General features: G+C 62.1%; 11 protein-coding genes. 1 reads left to right on the top strand and 10 read right to left on the bottom strand.

Translation table 11 applies throughout. From position 1 onward, the window contains the following. Window positions 1–9: 9 nt before the first annotated feature. On the bottom strand, window positions 10–570 hold the full coding sequence (locus M2400_RS19380; protein ID WP_177129333.1) for a hypothetical protein: 561 nt from the start codon (window positions 568–570) through the stop codon (window positions 10–12). Between the two features lie 484 nt (window positions 571–1,054). On the opposite strand from M2400_RS19380, the gene M2400_RS19375 reads away from it, so the two are divergent. Continuing rightward, window positions 1,055–2,269, top strand: coding sequence for an MFS transporter (locus M2400_RS19375; protein WP_177076946.1), 1,215 nt, complete (start codon window positions 1,055–1,057; stop codon window positions 2,267–2,269). A gap of 54 nt (window positions 2,270–2,323) precedes the next feature. On the opposite strand, the gene M2400_RS19370 is transcribed toward M2400_RS19375, so the two are convergent. From M2400_RS19370 to tssM, 9 genes are all read right to left on the bottom strand, one after another. After that, on the bottom strand, window positions 2,324–2,935 hold the full coding sequence (locus M2400_RS19370) for a hypothetical protein (protein WP_259197620.1): 612 nt from the start codon (window positions 2,933–2,935) through the stop codon (window positions 2,324–2,326). 164 nt (window positions 2,936–3,099) lie between these two features. Next, window positions 3,100–5,628 carry an excinuclease ABC subunit UvrA gene (gene uvrA / locus M2400_RS19365; RefSeq protein ID WP_177042524.1) on the bottom strand — a complete coding sequence of 843 codons (2,529 nt, stop codon included), beginning with the start codon at window positions 5,626–5,628 and terminating at the stop codon, window positions 3,100–3,102. Between the two features lie 165 nt (window positions 5,629–5,793). Beyond that, the gene (locus tag M2400_RS19360) at window positions 5,794–7,503 is read right to left on the bottom strand and encodes an ATP-binding protein (protein ID WP_259197615.1); all 1,710 of its coding nucleotides are present in this window, start codon (window positions 7,501–7,503) and stop codon (window positions 5,794–5,796) included. Window positions 7,504–7,617: 114 nt separating this feature from the next. Then, window positions 7,618–10,707 carry an error-prone DNA polymerase gene (locus M2400_RS19355; protein ID WP_259197613.1) on the bottom strand — a complete coding sequence of 1,030 codons (3,090 nt, stop codon included), beginning with the start codon at window positions 10,705–10,707 and terminating at the stop codon, window positions 7,618–7,620. Then, window positions 10,683–12,098, bottom strand: coding sequence for a DNA polymerase Y family protein (locus M2400_RS19350; protein WP_259197612.1), 1,416 nt, complete (start codon window positions 12,096–12,098; stop codon window positions 10,683–10,685). The genes M2400_RS19355 and M2400_RS19350 overlap by 25 nt, the downstream gene beginning before the upstream one ends. A gap of 7 nt (window positions 12,099–12,105) precedes the next feature. Next, window positions 12,106–12,717 (bottom strand): translesion DNA synthesis-associated protein ImuA, encoded by a 612-nt coding sequence (imuA, locus tag M2400_RS19345; protein WP_017475309.1) that lies wholly within the window; start codon window positions 12,715–12,717, stop codon window positions 12,106–12,108. Next, entirely contained in the window at window positions 12,717–13,334 is a 618-nt protein-coding gene (gene lexA, locus M2400_RS19340) for a transcriptional repressor LexA (protein WP_177129347.1), read from the bottom strand. Before lexA ends, imuA begins: the two co-directional genes overlap by 1 nt. A gap of 110 nt (window positions 13,335–13,444) precedes the next feature. Continuing rightward, on the bottom strand, window positions 13,445–14,767 hold the full coding sequence (locus M2400_RS19335) for a hypothetical protein (protein ID WP_259197611.1): 1,323 nt from the start codon (window positions 14,765–14,767) through the stop codon (window positions 13,445–13,447). Between the two features lie 63 nt (window positions 14,768–14,830). Continuing rightward, on the bottom strand, window positions 14,831–18,442 hold the full coding sequence (tssM, locus tag M2400_RS19330; RefSeq protein WP_259197610.1) for a type VI secretion system membrane subunit TssM: 3,612 nt from the start codon (window positions 18,440–18,442) through the stop codon (window positions 14,831–14,833). Between the last annotated feature and the right edge of the window lie 47 nt (window positions 18,443–18,489).

The raw sequence follows: 18,489 nt of genomic DNA, 5'->3' as shown, positions 1-18,489 counted from the left end.
ACAGGCCTCTCAACGCGTCGCACATTGACCTATCCGAAGAAAATCTTTAAGCGCCGCCTGATAGAGCGTCAATGGCTGATTGTCCGTATTGAATAGTGCAAACGGAATCATCGTGAGATGTGAAAACGACGTGGAGTTGATCGAGTAGGTTTTCTGCCTGCAAAAGCGCTGATCCTTATTCAATATAAAATCAAACTTGAAAAGGTTTGTCCGCGTACACCAACTGGGGATCAAACCCAGACTCAGGCCCGTCAAGTATTCTTGTCCGCAAGCGCCGCCAGATGAGAACTCCGAGATCTCTATTTCTAATGCCGGCAGGGTCGGGGCAGCAAGGCTGGAGCCCTTATCCTGTGCATCGGGAATAACTTTGAGTGTCGCAGCGTATGCGTCCTTGCCGAAGCGACTGTCTTTCCATGGGGAGTTTATTGCGTAACTGAAGCTGGAGATGATTTCTTTTGTTTCGGGTTCAGCGGGTTCGTTGATTGTCGGCTGGGACGAATAAGATGTGCAGCCGGAACAGAATATCGCAATGCTGACAAACACAAACCCGCTGGCTATTAAGCGACGCATACTCAGTTTTCCCTAACTATCAATTAGCCGACATTCCTGCCACTTGATGCCGAATAGCATCTTATTTACACGTCGGATTGCTGAATCAGAATAACAGGGCAGACTGTACGTGCGACACATCGGGAGAGAAAAGGCCGCCGCCAAGGAAAAACCGATGTCCCCGAATTACTGCATCCAGGACTCGTCGGGCGGTTATCACACCCGCAGCGTTACCCCTCGGGCAATAAGCCGACCAGGCCTGGTATTGGATGGTTGCTGTTTGTGCAGCCACTTTCGCGCCGGCCCTTTTGCGCTGAAAAAACGGCGCTCTTGACCGTCAATCCGCAGGGAGCACTTCATGTACACATCGCAGGTCAAAACCTGGAAGCACTTTAAAAAGATGTTGTGGCTTTCCAGCTGACAGATCCCGCTGTCAAGTCAAAGTAGGATATGTAACGATATATGACTCAGCCCCTGATACTGCCCATTACAGGAACCCACTCTGATGCTCGCCGCCTTCAGACACTACCCGTTTTCGGTCAATCTGCTGCTGTCGTCTGCGTTGTTTCTGACACTGGGGCGCGCCATTACCCTGCCGTATATGGTGATTTATCTGTCATCCAACTTCACGTTGGGTATCAGCGACATCGGCCTGGTGGTGGGCGGTGCGATGCTTGTCGGCTCGTTGCTAAGCCTTTACGGCGGTTACCTGACTGACAAGATTTCCAGCTATCGATTGATCCTGAGTTTCACGGGTTTCTTCACCGTGGGCTTCATCGGTATGTGCGTCACGTCGCACCTGTGGCTGTTTTTCCTGTTTCTGGTGTCGTTCAATTTCGCCTATTCGGTTATCGACATTGTGGTCAAGGCCGCGTTTGGCAAACTGCTGCCGGAAGCCGAACGCGGCAAAGTGTTTTCGGTGCGCTACACCCTGATCAACGTGGGTTACGCGGTGGGGCCGTTCATTGGCGCCGGGCTCGCGCACATGGATATGAAACTGCCGTTCTTGATATCTGCGATCCTCGGCATGGGCTTCTTCGTGACTTATATGGTGTGGGGCGACAGGAGCCTCAGCTCCGCCGACCCGGCCAATGCGCCGGTGTCGTTCGTCGCGGTGGGGCGCATTCTGCTCAAGGACTATCGCCTGGTCTGCTTCACGGTTGGCGGCGCGTTGAGCGCTGTGGCGTTCGGCCAGTTCACCGGCTACATCTCCCAATACCTGGTGACTACAAGCACCCCGGAATTTACCTACCAGGTCATCAGTTCGGTGGTGGCGGTTAATGCGACGGTGGTGATCTGCCTGCAGTACATGGTGGGCAAGCGCATTACCAATGAGCATTTGAATCAATGGCTGACGGCGGGCTTCAGTCTGTTTCTGCTGGGCGTCGTCGGTTTTGCGTTGTCCACCACCGTGTTGCATTGGGCGTTGGCCGTGGGGATATTCACCGTGGGTGAAATCATCGTGTTCCCGGCCGAGTACATGTTCATCGACCGCATCGCGCCGGAGCACTTGCGCGGCATGTATTACGGCGCGCAAAACCTGTCCAGCCTCGGCGGTGCGCTGGGGCCGGTGTTGTGCGGATTTGCCCTGGCATCGCAGCCGGCGCATTTCATGTTCTATATGCTCGCAGCGTTTATCGTGGCGGGCGGGTGTTTCTATCTGATGGGCGCTTCCTATTCGAAACGCTATGACACTGGACGCGGTGATCGCGGCCAGTGAGTGCAAAGGACCGCTCTTAGCCACAAGCAGCGGACAACGCCAAACCATCCGGTGTTACTGCACCTTGCACAACCCTTTTCCAAACACATCCGTGGCCTTTGTATTCGGCCAGCCTGGAAATTGCAGGTCATGGGACAGGTTCGTTATCGCCACGTTAGCCAGGAAGGGGTGAGCCTTTTTGATATCGATAACGGCCTTTGCAAAGTCATCAGTATTGGAAAGGCACATCGTCAGCGAGTTTGCGTGGAAGTTGCCGATATAGGCGACGTCCCCAGGCTTGACGCTGAAGGTCAGCGGTTTTTTCTGATCGGCACTGAACCCGTCATAAAAACGGTAGAACCAGTGGGTGACGTCATAGGTGCCCGCAGGTACTTCGTATACGAAGGTATTGCCCATGATATGCGGTTTGCCAAGAACTTCGTTGTTCTGGTCCAGGGTGGTAAGTGCGATGCGTGTCGCTATCGCTTGGGGGTTCGGATCCTGATATTTGAGCAGTACATACAGCCCGTGGGGCTGAGTGAGAAAGCCCTCGGAAACAAAACCGACAATAATGGCTTTTTGCGGATCGATGGGCTTTCGTTCATCAGCGCGATCAATCATGTTGGAAGGGGTGGCGCAGCCGCCCAGCGATAGCATCGCGGCGAACGCCAGTAACCACTTGTTCATCCTTTATTTCCTTGTGGTGAAATTGCGAACCGGTAGGGCATACCGGGTCAATCGTTGGTAAAGCGGCGTACTGCCCTCAGAAAGCTCCATGAGTTACACGACGAAAAACCTGGGGGCCGGGTTTGAGACTACCTGAGCTGCAGCTTAGGGCAAAACGCCACAAACTATCCCAACTCCCGCCCCAAAAACGGCGCAGTCCGGCTGCTCTTGCTCTTCGCAACTTTCTGCGGGGTGCCACTCACCACCACCTTCCCGCCGCGATCCCCTGCCCCCGGCCCGATATCAATCACCCAATCACTCTGCGCCACCACGCGCATTTCATGCTCCACCACAATCACCGTATGCCCCGCCTCCACCAGGTGATTGAGCTGGCTCAACAACCGGTCCACATCCCGCGGATGCAACCCGGTAGTCGGCTCATCCAGCACATACAACGTGGCGCCGCGAGCATTGCGCTGCAGCTCGGTCGCCAGTTTGATCCGCTGCGCCTCCCCGCCCGACAACTCGGTGGCCGGCTGGCCAAGGCGCAAATACCCCAGCCCGATATCCCGCAGCACTTGCAGCGAGCGCAGCACGCCCGGCTCTTCGGCAAACACCTCAACCGCCTGCTCAACCGTCAGCCCCAGCACTTGGGCGATGGTCAATCCTTGCCACTTGATCGCTAACGTATCCGGGTTGTATCGCGCGCCATGGCACGTCGGGCATGGCGCGTACACGCTGGGCATGAACAGCAATTCGACGCTGACAAAACCTTCGCCTTCGCAGTTCGGGCAACGCCCTTTGGCGACGTTGAAGGAGAACTGCCCCGCATCGTAATTCCGCTTTTTCGCCGCCGGTGTAGCGGCGAACAGTTTGCGTACGTTGTCGAACAGGCCGGTGTAGGTCGCGAGGTTGGAGCGCGGTGTGCGGCCGATGGGTTTCTGGTCCACTTGTACCAGGCGGCGGATGTGTTCCAGGCCGCCGCTGATGCGTCCGCCACTGGTTTGCGGGGCGTCGTCTTCGAGGCTGGGTTCGTCTTCGGTTTCCACCACACGGCCCAGGCCTGCGCCTACCAGTTCCAAAAGCGCCTGGCTGACGAGGCTGGATTTGCCCGAGCCGGAGATGCCGGTGACGGCGGTGAAGCAGCCCAAGGGGAAGCTCACGCTCAGGTCGTTGAGGTTGTTGCGCGTGACGCCTTCCAGGCTCAGCCAGCCGGTGGGTTGGCGCGGTGGTTGGCTCACCGGGCGCTTTTCGGCGAACAGGTATTCGCGGGTTTGCGATGCTTCGATCTGCGCGAGGCCTGCGGGCGGGCCGCTGTACAGGACCTGGCCGCCGTGCTCGCCGGCAGCCGGGCCGACGTCGATCAGCCAGTCGGCGCGGCGCATGGTTTCCAGGTCGTGTTCCACCACGAATAGGGAGTTGCCGGCGGCCTTCAATCGGTCGAGGGCGGCGAACAGCGCTTCGCCGTCGGCGGGGTGCAGGCCGGCGGACGGTTCGTCCAACACGTAGATCACGCCGAACAGTTGTGAGCCCAGTTGGGTGGCCAGGCGCAGGCGTTGCAGCTCGCCGGAGGACAGGGTCGGCGTGCTGCGTTCCAGGGCCAGGTAGCCCAGGCCAAGGTCGGTCAGGGTGCTGACGCGCTCCAGCAGGTCCTGGGCGATGCGCTGGGCAGCCAGGCGTTTTTCCACGGAGAGTTTTTTATCGCCCTGCCCTTCGGCCACCGGGCGCAGCAGTTCGGCGAGTTGCAGCAGGGACATTTGCGACAGCTCGCCAATGTCCACCCCGGCAAATTTCACCGACAGCGCGGCCTTGTTCAGGCGCTTGCCTTCGCACAACGGGCATGGGCTGCCTTGCATGAATTGCGAAACGCGCTTTTTCATCAGGGCGCTTTGGGAGTGGGTGAAGGTGTGCAGGATGTAGCGCCGGGCGCCGGTGAAGGTGCCCTGGTAGCTCGGCTCCAGTTTGCGTTTGAGGGCGTCGCGGGTTTGGGCCGGGGTGAGACCCGCATATACCGGCGCAGTGGGCGTTTCTTCGGTGAAGAGGATCCAGTCACGCTGTTTTTTCGGCAGATCGCGCCACGGGATGTCGACGTCGTAGCCGAGGGTGACGAGGATGTCGCGCTGGTTCTGGCCTTGCCACGCCAGCGGCCAGGAGGCGACGGCGCGCTGGCGGATGGTGAGGGACGGATCGGGCACCATCAGGGCTTCGGTCACTTCGTACACGCGGCCCAGGCCGTGGCATTGCGGGCAGGCGCCTTGTGGCAGGTTGGGGGAAAAGTCTTCGGCGTACAGCATCGCTTGCCCCGCCGGGTAGCTGCCGGCGCGCGAGTAGAGCATGCGGATCAGGCTGGACAAGGTGGTGACGCTGCCCACCGAGGAGCGGGTGCTGGGGGTGCCGCGCTGTTGTTGCAGGGCCACGGCGGGGGGCAGGCCTTCGATGGAGTCGACGTCGGGGACGCCCACCTGGTCGATCAGGCGGCGGGCGTAGGGCGCGACGGATTCGAAGTAGCGCCGCTGGGCTTCGGCGTAGACGGTGGAAAAAGCCAGCGAGGATTTGCCGGAGCCTGACACACCGGTGAACACCACCAGGGCGTCGCGGGGGATGTCCACGTCGACGTTGCGCAGGTTGTGCTCCCGGGCGCCCCGCACCCGGACGAAGCCTGGGCGTTGGGTGGTGAGCGAGGTGTCGGGGGGCAGGTTGCGCTGGGAAGTCATGGGTAACCTTGTCGGTGTGCTCAAGTCAGTGAAGATCAATTGTGGGAGCCGGGCTTGCCCGCGATGACGGTGTGCCAGTTACCGAATGGGGTGCCTGACACTCCGCCATCGCGGGCAAGCCCGGCTCCCACAGTGGTTTGGTGTTGCTGGCTGGATCTCCATTCGTCACATCATCCGGGAGTTCAGCACCGAGCGCACTCGTTGGGCCAACTCATCCGGGCCATAGGGTTTGCTCAGCAGGTGAATATCCTGGCTCAGCAGGTGGTTGCTGGAAAGAATGTCGCGGGTGTGCCCGGAGGTAAACAGCACCGCCACCGCCGGTACTTGCTCCCGCGCCCATTCGGCCAGGTCGGTACTTTTGAGCCGGCCCGGCATCACCACGTCGGTAAAGATCAGGTCGGGTTGCAGGCCGGCGCGCAGCATCCCCATGGCGCGGTCGCCGTCTTCGGCGGTCAGTACGGTGTAGCCGGATTGTTCGAGCAGTTCCACCGCCGCGGTGCGCACGCCTTCGTTGTCCTCGACCACCAGGATCGTCTCCTGGCCGCCGGTGTGTTGGGTGAGCTCGACGGGCGCTTCCTGGCTTTGCGGCTCTGCAAGGCTGCGGGGGAAATACATCTGCACCACGGTGCCGCTGCCCTCCTCGCTCGCGACCTCCACATGCCCGCCACTTTGCCGCACAAACCCGAACACCATGCTCAACCCCAGGCCAGTGCCGTGGCCATCCGGCTTGGTGGTAAAGAACGGTTCGAAGGCCCGCGCCAGAATCGTCGGCGACATGCCGGCGCCGCTGTCGGTGACGGCCAGGCGTACGTACTCGCCGGGGTTGATGCTTTTACCGATGCAGTCCGGCGGATTGAGGATGATGTTTTCGCCGGTAATCCGAATCACGCCCTCGCCTTTCATCGCGTCCCGGGCGTTGATCGCCAGGTTGAGCAAGGCGTTTTCCAGTTGGTTGCGGTCGACATGGATGCACCACGGATCCTGGGGCAGCTGCACGTCAATGTGGATGGTTTCCCCCAACGCCCGCTGCAGCAATTCCCCCAGGCCTTCGTAGATGCGCAGCGGGTTGTACACCGCCGGCGACAGCGGCTGGCGACGGGCAAACGCCAGCAGTTGCGAGGTCAGCTTGGCCCCGCGCTCCACGGCCGCAATGGCGGCGCTGACCCGGCGTTGCACCTGGGGGTTATCCGGTTCATGCCGGGCCAGCAGGTGCAGGTTGCCGGCGACCACTTGCAGCAGGTTGTTGAAGTCGTGGGCCACGCCGCCGGTCAGGCCACCGATGGCCTCGAGCTTTTGCGACTGGCGCAACTGTTCTTCGGCGGTGGAACGGGCCTGCACTTCCGCCGCGACGCGCTGCTCCAGGTTGTGGGTGAGCTCCTGGCGCAGGCGTTCGGAGATCATATGTTCGGTAGTCTCCACCACAATCGCCAACACCCCGCCCGGCCGCTGGTCGTCACCGGCTACGGGGCTGTAATACAGATCCATCCAGACTTCTTCGGGGCGGCCGTCGCGCAGCAGTTCCAGGGGCAGATTGCGGTAGGACAAAGTGCCGCCGGCCAGGCAGGTGTCGACCACATGGCGGTTGAAGTCGGCGACTTCCGGCCAGCCCAGTTCCACCGTCACCCCCAGCAGATACGGGTGACGGCCACCGGCAAACACCGAATAGCTGTCGTTGTAGATCATGTAACCCGCCGGCCCCCACAACATCACCATGGGCATCGGCGAGGCCAGCATCATCTGCACGGCACTCACCAGGCTGCCGGGCCAGTGGTCCAGCGGGCCGAGGTCGGTGGCGGACCAGTCGAAAGCACGAATCCTCCGGGCCATTTCCCCAGCCCAGCCTTCACAGCCGTGGGTATTCGATAAAAACTGCATCGGTCGGCTCTGCAAAAAGATAAAAGGTGGGCGGCAATGAAAACTTTGAGCCCGACAGCAGCGGTTGGTTTCATTGCATAGTGCTGATGCACGGATGAACGGGCAAGGGCCGGCTCAGCGAAAATCCCGGCTGCGCACACTGATACCCGACAGCAGCGGGGTCAGGTCGGTCAGGCGCCCGGCGATCAGGTGCCGAACCTCCCCCACCGCCTCCCAGCGCCCATCCACCTTGAGCAAACGCGAGCCCACCAGCGCCTGGCGTTGGCGCTCGGCCAAGTCGCGCCAGACCACCACGTTGATATTGCCGAATTCATCTTCCAGGGTGACGAAGGTGACGCCGCTGGCGGTGCCCGGGCGTTGTCGACCGGTGACCAAACCGGCGACGCTCACATTGCGTCCATGCTCGACCCACAACAACTCTTGGGAACTGCGGCAACGCCGTGCCCGCAGCTCATCGCGCAACAACGCCAGGGGATGTGGACCGAGGGTGGTGCCGACGCTGGCGTAGTCGGCATACAGGTCCTCGCCCACCGTCGGTTGCGGCAGCTCCACCACCGCCTCTTCAGGGCTGGCCACCCCGGCGAACAGGCCCAGTTGCTTCTGCACCCCGGCCACTTCCCAGCGCGCCCGGTGCCGATGCCCGGCCAGGCCACGCAAGGCGCCGGCATCCGCCAGCAGTTCCTGGGCGCGGGTGTCCAACCGGGCCCGTTCGCCCAAGTCGGCAATGTCAAAAAACGCCCGGGCCTGACGCGCCGTTTCGATGCGCCGGCCATCCTCTTCGCGAAACCCGCAGATCATCCGCAAGCCCATGCGAATGGCCGGTTGCTGGCCGTCGATCGGTTCAAGGCTGCAATCCCAGTCACTGGCCTGCACGTCCACCGGGCGGATCTGCAAATGATGGCGCCGGGCGTCCTGCAGGATCTGGTCCGGGCTGTAGAAGCCCATGGGCCAACTGTTGATCAGGGCGCAGGCAAACGCTGCCGGCTCGTGACATTTGAGCCAGCAACTGGCGTAGGTCAGCAAGGCGAAACTGGCGGCGTGGGACTCGGGAAATCCGTAGCTGCCAAAGCCCTTGATCTGCTCGAAAATCTGCGCGGCGAAGGCTTCGGTGTAGCCGTTTTTCAGCATGCCGGTGCGCAGGCGTTGCTGGTGGGGTTCGAGGCCACCGTGGCGCTTCCAGGCGGCCATGGAGCGGCGCAACTGGTCGGCTTCGCCGGGGCTGTAATCAGCAGCGACCATGGCGATCTGCATGACCTGCTCCTGGAACAGCGGGATGCCCAGGGTGCGCTCCAGCACGGACTTGAGTTCCGCCGATGGGTAGGTGGTTTCTTCCTCGTTGTTTCGCCGCCGCAGGTACGGATGCACCATGCCGCCCTGAATCGGGCCCGGGCGCACGATGGCGACCTCAATAACCAGGTCGTAGAATTTTTTCGGCCGCAAACGCGGCAACATCGACATCTGCGCCCGCGATTCAATCTGGAACACGCCAATGGTGTCGGCCTTGCTGATCATCGCGTAGGTCGCCGCGTCTTCCTTGGGCACCGAGGCCAGGCTCAGGTCCCGGTTGCGATGGCGGCGCAGCAGGTCGAAGCAGCGGCGAATCGCACTGAGCATGCCCAGCGCGAGGATATCCACCTTGAGCAGGCCCACCGCGTCGAGGTCGTCCTTGTCCCACTGGATGATGGTGCGCTCGGCCATGGCGGCATTTTCCACCGGCACCAGGGTGTCCAGCGGGTGTTCGGAAATCACGAAACCGCCGGGGTGCTGGGACAGGTGCCGAGGGAAGCCGATCAGTTGCTGAGTGAGTGTGAGCACCCGGCGCAGCACCGGGCTGTCGGGGTCGAAGCCGCCTTCGCGCAGGCGTTCCAGAGGTGGCGCTTCATCGCTCCAGCGTCCGCAGCAGTCGGCCAGGGCGTTGACCTGGTCCGGCGGCAACCCGAGGGCCTTGGCCACGTCGCGCACCGCGCCGGCACCGTGGTAGCTGCTGACCACCGCCGTCAACGCGGCGCGGGTGCGGCCGTAGCGTTGGAAGACGTATTGCAGCACTTCTTCGCGGCGTTCGTGTTCGAAGTCCACGTCGATGTCTGGCGGCTCGTTGCGTTCTCGGGACAGGAAGCGTTCGAACAGCATGCTGGTGAGGCTTGGGTCGATCTCGGTGATGCCCAGGGCAAAACACACCGCCGAGTTGGCCGCCGAGCCGCGGCCCTGGCACAGGATCGAACGGCTGCGGGCAAAGCGCACAATGTCGTGCACAGTGAGGAAGTAGCTTTCGTAGCCCAGCTCGCTGATCAGCTTCAGCTCATCGTTGATCTGCCGAAGGGTCTTGGCGTCCACGCCTTTCGGCCAGCGCTGGGCAATGCCCTCTTCGGTCAGGGTGCGCAGCCAGGTTTCCGGGGTTTGCCCTGCAGGCACCAGTTCACGCGGGTATTGATAGCGCAACTGGCCGAGGTCAAAGGTGCAGCGGCGGGCGATGTTCAGAGACTCTTCCAGCAAGTGCGCCGGGTACAGCGCGGCCAAGGCATCGAGGCTGCGCAAGTGCCGCTCGCCATTGGGATGCAGGCGCGTGCCGGCTTCAGCCACGGGTACGTGATGACGGATCGCGGTCATGGTGTCTTGCAGGGCGCGACGGCCACGCACATGCATATGCACATCGCCGCAGGCCACCGCCGGCAAGTGCAGGCTGGCGGCCAGGTTCAGGCGTTGCTCAAGGTGGCGAGCATCGTTCTGGCCGCAGTGCAGCTCCACGGCCAGCCACAGGCAGTCGGTGAAGGTGCTGCGCAGCCATTGGATATGGGCCTGGGTGTCAGTGTCTTCGACCAGCCATAACGCCAACAGGCCTTGCACGCAGGTGAAGTCTTCCTGCAACAGGCGGTAGTGACCTTTTTCCGCCCGGCGGCGGGCGATGGTGATCAGCCGGCACAGGTGCTGGTAGCCCTCCAGGTTCTCCACCAGCAGCACCAGCCTGGGGCCGTTTTCGAGGCGCATCTCGCTGCCGATGATCAGCGGCAACTCGACGGCCTTGGCCGCCTGCCAGGCGCGGACGATGCCCGACAAGGTGCATTCATCAGTGATTGCCAGCGCCTCGTAGCCTTGCTGTTTGGCTCGCTCAAACAGTTCCCTGGCGCTGGAGGCGCCACGCTGGAAACTGAAGTTGGACAGGCAATGCAGTTCCACGTACTTCATGCGAACCAGCCTTGCAGCCACAGCGCGCCGCTTTCGCCGACGGTGCGGTACGCCCAGCCCTGCTGGCCGGCGCGAGTGCGCACCAGGTAGTAGTCACGGCGCACATCGGCGCCATCCCACCAGCCGGACTCGATGCGCTCCGGGCCCATCAATATCTGCAAGCCCTGCTCGGCCAGGGGCGTCGGTTCATGCAGCAACCAGCCGGGACGCTGCAGGTTGTTTGAGGGCGCGCACGGGCGAGTGTCGGCACCGGGTTGCCAGGCGCATTCGGGGCGGTGGTCGGCGTGAAAGCGCAGGCCTTGTACCGCCTCGTCCCCCAGCCGCGCCCGCAGGCGTTCGCGCAGCTGTTCCCACGGCAGGGTTTGTTGCGGGCGCTCGTCGAACAGGTCCTGGCGCTGGGGCACAAACACCGGCAGGTCCTGGGCCACCAGGCGAAAGCCACGCACCGGCGAGGTGACTTGGACCTGCTCCAGGCGACCGCGGGCCAGTTCGAACAGCATCGCCGCGTCGCGCTCGGCGCTGAGCAGGCCGACCTTGATCACGGTGTCGGGTTCTGCGGCGTGTTCCAGGTGCAGGTCAAAACGCTGCACGCCACTGTCGCGGCCACACAGAAACGCCGACAGGTCGCCAGTCAAGCGGCGCAAGGGAAACAGCAAGGCCTGGTGGGATAACACATCAAAATTCAGCTCGATGCGCACATCGAAACGGTCCGGCGGCTGGTAGAACGCCAGGGCCAGCGGCCGTTGCCCGCTCAGTGCATCAAGGTGCTTGAGCAGCGCCGCGTCGAAACGCCGGGCCAGGGTATGCCGGGGCAACGCCTGCACCTGGGCCAAGGTGCGCAAGCCCATGCGTGACAATGCGGTGGCAGCCTGCGGGTCGAGGCCGGCGCGGTCGATGGGGATGGGCGCCAGGGCTTGTTGCAGGCATGACTCATCGGCCACGGCCAGGCCGTCGTAGGCATTCGCCAGGATCCGCGCCGCCGCCGGGTTCGGCGCGGCGACGATGCGGTGACGAAACCCCAGTTCGGTCAGCTCCTTGCGCAAGCGTGCCTCAAGCTGCGGCCAGGGCCCGAACAGGCCCAGGCTCGACTCGATCTCGAACAGCAACGCCCGTGGGTAAAACACGCTGACCTGGGAGCTGAAACGGTAGGCCCAGGCGGCCAGAAATTGCTGCCAGTACTCGATCTGCGCCGGGTCGTATTCGGCGCAGGCAAACGCCTTGGTCAAGGCATGGGCTGCCGTCAGGGATTGGCCGGGACGCAGGCCGAGTTTGCGCGCGGCCTCATTGACGGTTTGCAGCACCCGCCGCTGCGGCGTGCCGGCCAGCAGGGCCAACGGCTGATCTGGCTCGGGGCGCGAACGCAGCACCCCGTCCAGCGCCAATTGCGGGAAGACAATACACACCCAGCGCATGCCAACCTCAGTGCCCAAGCGCAATGGGCGCGGGATGGGCCAGGCCGCCCCGGCACTTGAGCACCCGCACCTGCGCCGGGCTGGCCTCCACCGCCAGGCGCAAGGCGGCCGGTGACGGGTTGATGGCTTCGTTCAAGGAGCGCCAGGCAAAGGCCAGGGTCTGGCCGGTTTCCGCCGCCACCTGCAAGCGGCGCAAGGCCCGATCATCGGCCTTGCGCGGCCAGCACAGCACCGCGCCACAACTGCCGGAACGCAGGCATTGCTCCACCGCCCACAACGCATCGCGCTCATCGGCCTGGATCACCGACAACTGGCGCACATCCACCCCGGCGTTTTGCCAGGCGTGGGGGTACGGCGTGTAAGGCGGCGCCACCAGCACGATGCGCTCACCGGCCGCCGACAAGCGCGCCAGTGTCGGCCACACCAGTTGCAACTCACCCACACCCTCCTTCGCCATCAGGATTTCGCTCAGCGCCGCTTCCGGCCAGCCACCGCTGGGCAGCACTGCATCCAGGGCCGCAAGCCCGGTGGGATGCACGCTGGCAGGCGGCGCGGCGGGCCGGCCTTTCCAGACGCGGCCGCCATTGAACAGCGAGTCCAGTGCAACGACGGCGCCCATCAGCCTTGCCTCACCAGGCCGCAGAACACCCCTTCGATGGCCAAGTCCTGATCGGGCCGCACCACGATGGGTTGATAGGCGGGGTTGCGCGGCAGCAGGCGCACGCGCTCGCCCACGTGTTCGAAACGCTTGATGGTGACTTCACCGTCCAGGCGCGCCACCACGATCTGCCCGTTCAAGGCCTCGGCGCTGCGGCGTACGCCCACCAGGTCGCCATCGAGGATGCCGTCTTCGATCATCGAATCGCCCTGCACCCGCAGCAGGTAGTCCGGGGTTTTCGCGAACGTGGCCGGGTCGAGCAGCAGGCGGTTGTGCACCTCGGCATCGGCACCGATGGGCAGGCCGGCGGCCACCCGGCCAAGCACCGGGATGTCCAGCAGCTCAGGCCGCGCCGGCTGATTGAGCAGGCGAATGCCGCGGGCCTGGTTGGGATTGACCTCGATAAAGCCACCCTCGGTCAGCGCCAGCACATGCTTGCGCGCCACACTGCGGGAGGCAAAGCCGAACGCCTCGGCGATCTCGGCGAGGCTGGGGGACTGGCCTTGCTGCGCGATGCGGTCGCGGATAAAGGTCAGGATGGCGGTACGGCGGGGAGTGAGAGTCGTCATGGAGTACATTTGTACTCCTGTGGGAAATTTCCTGCAATATCCGTCAGTCGCTTCCCGTGCAACCTGGGGCGGGTAGTGTAGAAGCCCTCCTCAGCGGTGAGAACGGTGCCCCGTCACCTTCACGACCTAAGCGCCTCACCTATTTCCTCAATCGCAAAACCAACGTCGTGGCCGGCACGAATCAACTCCGCGAACCGCAGCATCACTGATGCGCCGATGTCGCGGGTCAACGCTATGGTCATCAATTCCCGTATCGGTTCGTCAAGCGCTGCTTCGACACCCGGTGAACATCCTTGCCCGGTGAACCAGGTAACAAGAGAGGAGACCATATGGCCTGAGGTATTTTCGTCAACACCCAGAATTTCACCCAACACCATGCCCAGTGTCCCGGCAGGATGCTGCTCGGGGCGGCTCCAGGACTTGAGTTCAATCGACTCGCGCTGCACCTTCTCCAGGTTTCGGCGAATTTTTCCAGGAATAGTGGCAGCCGCTTTTGGACGGTTGTAATACTCGCGATTCGCAAGGCTCGCGGCGTCTCTGACCACCTTCCAGACCACCGACCAGAGTTGCGAAACACTGTAGGTTTCCAGTGCCGAGCGCAGAGTGCTTTTGATTTCCTTCAGTTCCTGTTCGGACAGGTCGTGGTTGTAGAGTTCGCATTGGGCATCCAAATAGCGCATGACATCAGCGACTGAGTAATCCAGCCACAGATTGAAGAGCCCTTCTGCGTCTGTGTACACCCTGTCCGACAGGCTCCGAATAACCTCGTCTGCACCTCTTGATTGAGCATCGGGCGCCAGGCGATAAACCACTTGGTCGCTCACCACCCAAATCTCCTCGCCCTCCCAATAGTAGGTGCCCGGCCGGGCCTTGCCGGGGTCATCAAGGACCAGCCCCGCCTCGCGCAATTGCTGCACAAAGTCACCGACATACCGCGGTACCAGTCCTCGGCAATCACCTACTGTGAAGCCGCCATTGGCCAATCTCGGTGTAATGGCCCTGTCTAACGCCAACAGCAGGAGCACATGGGCATCCGGAACCGCTGAGTAATCCACCGTTCGGGCTGACTGCTTGCGGGAATAGTCTGCCAACTGCCGTTCAAGCTCCGCGGCCTTCGTCTTTTTAGCGGCTAGTGCCAGGTCATCCTGATCTTTCTGACACAGCTCACAGAGCTTGATGGATGGCTGGGGGACCTTCCTGGCCTGTGAACGATTTTTGATTTCGATCAATTCTGCGCATGTTGGGCAGACCTGATTTTCATCGAACGCATTGCAGCGCTCCCGTATGAAGCTGGTCAGCGTAACGCCCTGAGCCATTTCAATGAGCTCCGTGAGTGCGCTCACTTTTTCGAGGTATTGCCCAAACTCATCGACGGCCCAATAACGCTCGATCAACTCAATTTCTTTGGGGTCTTCGGTCAATATTTGTAGCCTGATTGCCATGTAAAGGTCCTATTTCACTCGTTGTTGATTCATCTCGGCACCGGCGGTTTTTCGCGGTATTGCTCAGCGTTGCGTCACGTCGACGGCGATCTTTTTGCTCCGTCGTTCTTCCAGCAACGTCCTCGGCAACACAAACCCTTCAAAACTGCGCTGGGTGATCGGGTTGTTAGCCTTCTCTGCGCCGATGCGATATCTCATCAGTCCATCGGCGACTGCAAAGGTCAGGTCCACGCTGGTATCAGTTCTTCCATTGAGGTGCCCGCGACTGAGCAGGCGAAACAACGACCACGGCCCGCGATAGCTCAGGCTGGCGGTGTTGCCGGTGCTGTGCACCAGGGTCAGTTGGCTGCCATGGGTGTTACCCAGGCTGTTGGGCCACACCAACCCCGTGCGTTGCGGCGCGCCGTGCTGGTAGGGGATCAGTTGGCCGTCGACGCTGAGCATGCTGCTCAGGCGAGTGGCGCTCAGGGCCAGGGGTTCGATGGTGAGTTGCACGGCCAAGTGGCCGCGATGGTTGAAGAAGGTGTCACGAATGCGCTCGGCCTTTTTCAGCTGTTCCAACACGTCGCTGCGCACCAGGTAACCGCCGAGGCTGTCGGAGTACAGGGCGTCAAGGTTGTCCTTGAGGAACACGTTCAGGTACTGATCGTGGAATAGTTGCAGGCGCCCCTGTGGACCGAAGAAGGCTTCAAAGTCCTCCAGCGAGGCGTCCTCGCCGCTGGCCTTGAACGGATAGCGACCTGCCAGGCGGTCGCGGTAGAAGCTGTAGATTTCGCTGTCCCAGCGTTTTTCCAGTTCGCGTAGCGCGGCAATCACCAACACCTGTGAAGTCTGGTCGGCGAGTTTTTTGACGTGCTGGTTCAGCGGTTCGGGCAGGCCCACGGCGACGCGTTGCAGGTTGGCGATGGGGTCGGCACCGCCGAGGGAGAAACGGCCAAGCACGGTTTTCAGCGCCGCCTTGCCGGGATCGGGATTGTCGTGCACGGTTTTGGCGTAGTCGTAGACGGCACTGACCGAGCGCAGGGTTTCTTCGTAGTAAGACGGCTGCTCGCCTCGTGCGGTGATCAGTTCTGAAAGACTGGAGAATGCGCGCCGAATCCCTGCCGCCTGTTGTTGCCCCTCTGGCACCTTGTCCAGTTTGAGCGGTGCTTGCCCTTCAGCCAAGGGCACAGCCGGGTAGATCACGCTGTTGTCGCGCAGGGTTTCCAGCAGGCGCCGCAAGGGGGCCGCCGGACCGGTGACTTGTTCCAGCACCGCCACGCCGTGGCTGAGGTCGTCGAAGTCGGTCACCGCGAACTGATTCAGTGCCCGTCGCCAGCTGTCCACGTAGTCGGCGCTGTACAGGGCGCGAATGCGTTGGGTGAGCACTTTTCGGTCTTCGTCGGAGTAGTCCAGGCGTTGCCGTTCGCCGAGCACCCACTGGTCGATCATGGCCAGTTCGATAATGCCCTCGGTGCCAGGCTCGAAGTAGTCCTTGAAGCCCTTGGCGGTGAGCAGCGGCGGCAACTGCAGGCCGCTGCCCTCTTGATCGGTGTTGAGCGGGCGGTAGACGATATCGAACGCCGGGCCGACCTCATTGCGCAGGTCCAGCGGGCGATGCAAACGCTCCAGGGCATCCTGTTTCAGGCTCATGTAGACCCGTTCGGCCATGGGCAACTGGCGCAATTGCTGTTGCACCTGCGCAATGCGCTCACGGTAGCGTGGCAGGTCGGCGTCGGCGTATTTGAGTGCGTAGCCCAGGTGTCCCATCAGATCGGCCTGCAACTGCCCCTGGCCTGTATAGGCGCGCTGCCACTGCTTGGCGACCCACTCTTCGACGATGGCCGGACGGCGGTTTTGCCGTTCTTCGAGCATGCGGTAAACGCGCAGGGCCACCAGTTGCTGATTGCTGCCGGCGGGCGCGGTGTTGACAGCATCGAGCACGCCGCTGGCGATCGCCGGCAGGAAGCGTTTGGACAACAGATTCAGATAGGCCTCATCCACCCTCGGGCCAATCGCCCTCCCCTGATACAGGCCGGTATCCGATAGCAACGGCCACGCCTCCCGGTAGTCGCCGTACACCAGCACCGCATCACGAATCTGGTCCAGCGGCAGCAAAAGGTTGCGCCCGGTGGGGTCGACCTTGGCGTCGATGTCCCGCTCACTGAACTCCTGACTCTTGGCCAACACGCTGGCCGCCTTGTCGCGGTTGATATTGAAGTAAAACTGCCAGGTCCCGATGACCACCAGACAGCCCAAGGAGGCGACGCTGAACCCGGCGATCAGCAACCGCCGCTTGCTGCGGGCCACCTTGATGTTGTCACCCGCCAGGCCCGCTTCGGGGTAGATCACCCGCTGGAACAGTTGCTGAGCAAAGTAGATGGCCGTGCCACCGGCAGGTTTGACTTCGGGTGGCGGTGGCGGCAGTTGATAGGCGTGCCCCGCCTCTTTGACGAAAGCATTGCTCAGGGTGCCTTGCTGCAAGACCGAAGAGAAATACAGCCCGCGCACCAATGCCGGGGTGGTGAAACGATCGCTGCCGAGCATTTCGCCGAGGAAGCCGAACAGTGCCGGGCGCAGGCCCGCCATCTGATACATCAGCGCCTGCAGGCGATCGCGCTCAGCCAACGTGCGCGACACCCTGGTGCTGTTGAAAACCTGCTCGGTGAGGCAGTCGACAAAGGTTTGGTATTCTCGCGTCAGCTCCGCCAACCAGGCATCAAAATCATCCACCGCGTCCAGGCTGAAAGTGAAGCCCAGCAGGTCTTCGCGCCCGCTGCGCGACAACCGCGCGAAGAATTCTTCGAAGCCTTCCAGCAAATCGAACTTGCTCAGCGTGATGTACACCGGCAGGCGCGTGCCCAACTGTCGTGTCAGCTCAAACAACCGCGTGCGCAGCAGGTTGGCGTGGGCCTTGCGTTGCTCGGGACGTTGCGCCAGCAAGGCCTGTACATCGATCACCAGCACCACGCCGTTCAACGCTCGACGGCTGCGGTTGCGCGTCAGCCAGTCGAGCAAGTGCGACCAAAGGCGTGCATGTGTGCCGGTGGGCAGTACCGGTTTGACCTTGCCCTGCTGCCCGATGTCTTCAGCCGGTGAGTCCGGGTGACTGAGGAATTCACCCGGCGGGTCGATCAACACCGCTTCGTCGCCAATCCACCAATCCACCGGATAGGCCAGTTGCTCATGTTGATGAGCCCTCACTCCGGCCCTGGTCACATGGGACAAGGCAAAGCTCTGGTTGGAGCGGGTGATCAGGCTGGTCTTGCCGGCGTTTTCCTCGCCCAGCACCAGGTACCACGGCAATTGATAGAGCGAACGGCGGTGCTCCATGTTGTTCAACAAATTGCCCAGGCTGCGGTCCAGCGCACGCTCCTGCGCCTCGATGTACGGCAGGCAGGGATCGGCTTGTACCGCAGCCTCGTGTTGGCGCTCAACCTGCAAACGCTGATAACGATTACGCACCCGCCACGCCCAGATCAGCAGCGGCACCACCAACACCACCACACTGGCCGAGACGCGCATCGCCAACTCGCCCAATGGTTGACGCTCACGCCACGTCCACTGCGGGCCCAGCCACCAGATGGCGATCAGCAAGAACACCACGCCCAGCAGCACCAGCACCGGCACCGCCTGGTTGAACTCGCGCAGTGCCGGCAGGCCCCAGCGTTTGAGGTAACTCCAGACTGTTTTCATGAAGTGCTCCTAGCGTATTTGTAGAGTTCGCTGCGCGCAGATAGATA

The sequence above is a fragment of the Pseudomonas sp. BIGb0558 genome (genome assembly GCF_024807515.1).
GTDB lineage: Bacteria > Pseudomonadota > Gammaproteobacteria > Pseudomonadales > Pseudomonadaceae > Aquipseudomonas > Aquipseudomonas yamanorum_A.
This window is presented reverse-complemented; position numbering and strand designations above follow the sequence as displayed.

Coding starts and splice junctions, on each gene's coding strand:
- M2400_RS19380 (WP_177129333.1), bottom strand. CDS start 570: ATGCGTCGCTTAATAGCCAGCGGGTTTGTGTTTGTCAGCATTGCGATA.
- M2400_RS19375 (WP_177076946.1), top strand. CDS start 1,055: ATGCTCGCCGCCTTCAGACACTACCCGTTTTCGGTCAATCTGCTGCTG.
- M2400_RS19370 (WP_259197620.1), bottom strand. CDS start 2,935: ATGAACAAGTGGTTACTGGCGTTCGCCGCGATGCTATCGCTGGGCGGC.
- uvrA (WP_177042524.1), bottom strand. CDS start 5,628: ATGACTTCCCAGCGCAACCTGCCCCCCGACACCTCGCTCACCACCCAA.
- M2400_RS19360 (WP_259197615.1), bottom strand. CDS start 7,503: ATGCAGTTTTTATCGAATACCCACGGCTGTGAAGGCTGGGCTGGGGAA.
- M2400_RS19350 (WP_259197612.1), bottom strand. CDS start 12,098: ATGCGCTGGGTGTGTATTGTCTTCCCGCAATTGGCGCTGGACGGGGTG.
- imuA (WP_017475309.1), bottom strand. CDS start 12,717: ATGGGCGCCGTCGTTGCACTGGACTCGCTGTTCAATGGCGGCCGCGTC.
- lexA (WP_177129347.1), bottom strand. CDS start 13,334: ATGTACTCCATGACGACTCTCACTCCCCGCCGTACCGCCATCCTGACC.
- M2400_RS19335 (WP_259197611.1), bottom strand. CDS start 14,767: ATGGCAATCAGGCTACAAATATTGACCGAAGACCCCAAAGAAATTGAG.
- tssM (WP_259197610.1), bottom strand. CDS start 18,442: ATGAAAACAGTCTGGAGTTACCTCAAACGCTGGGGCCTGCCGGCACTG.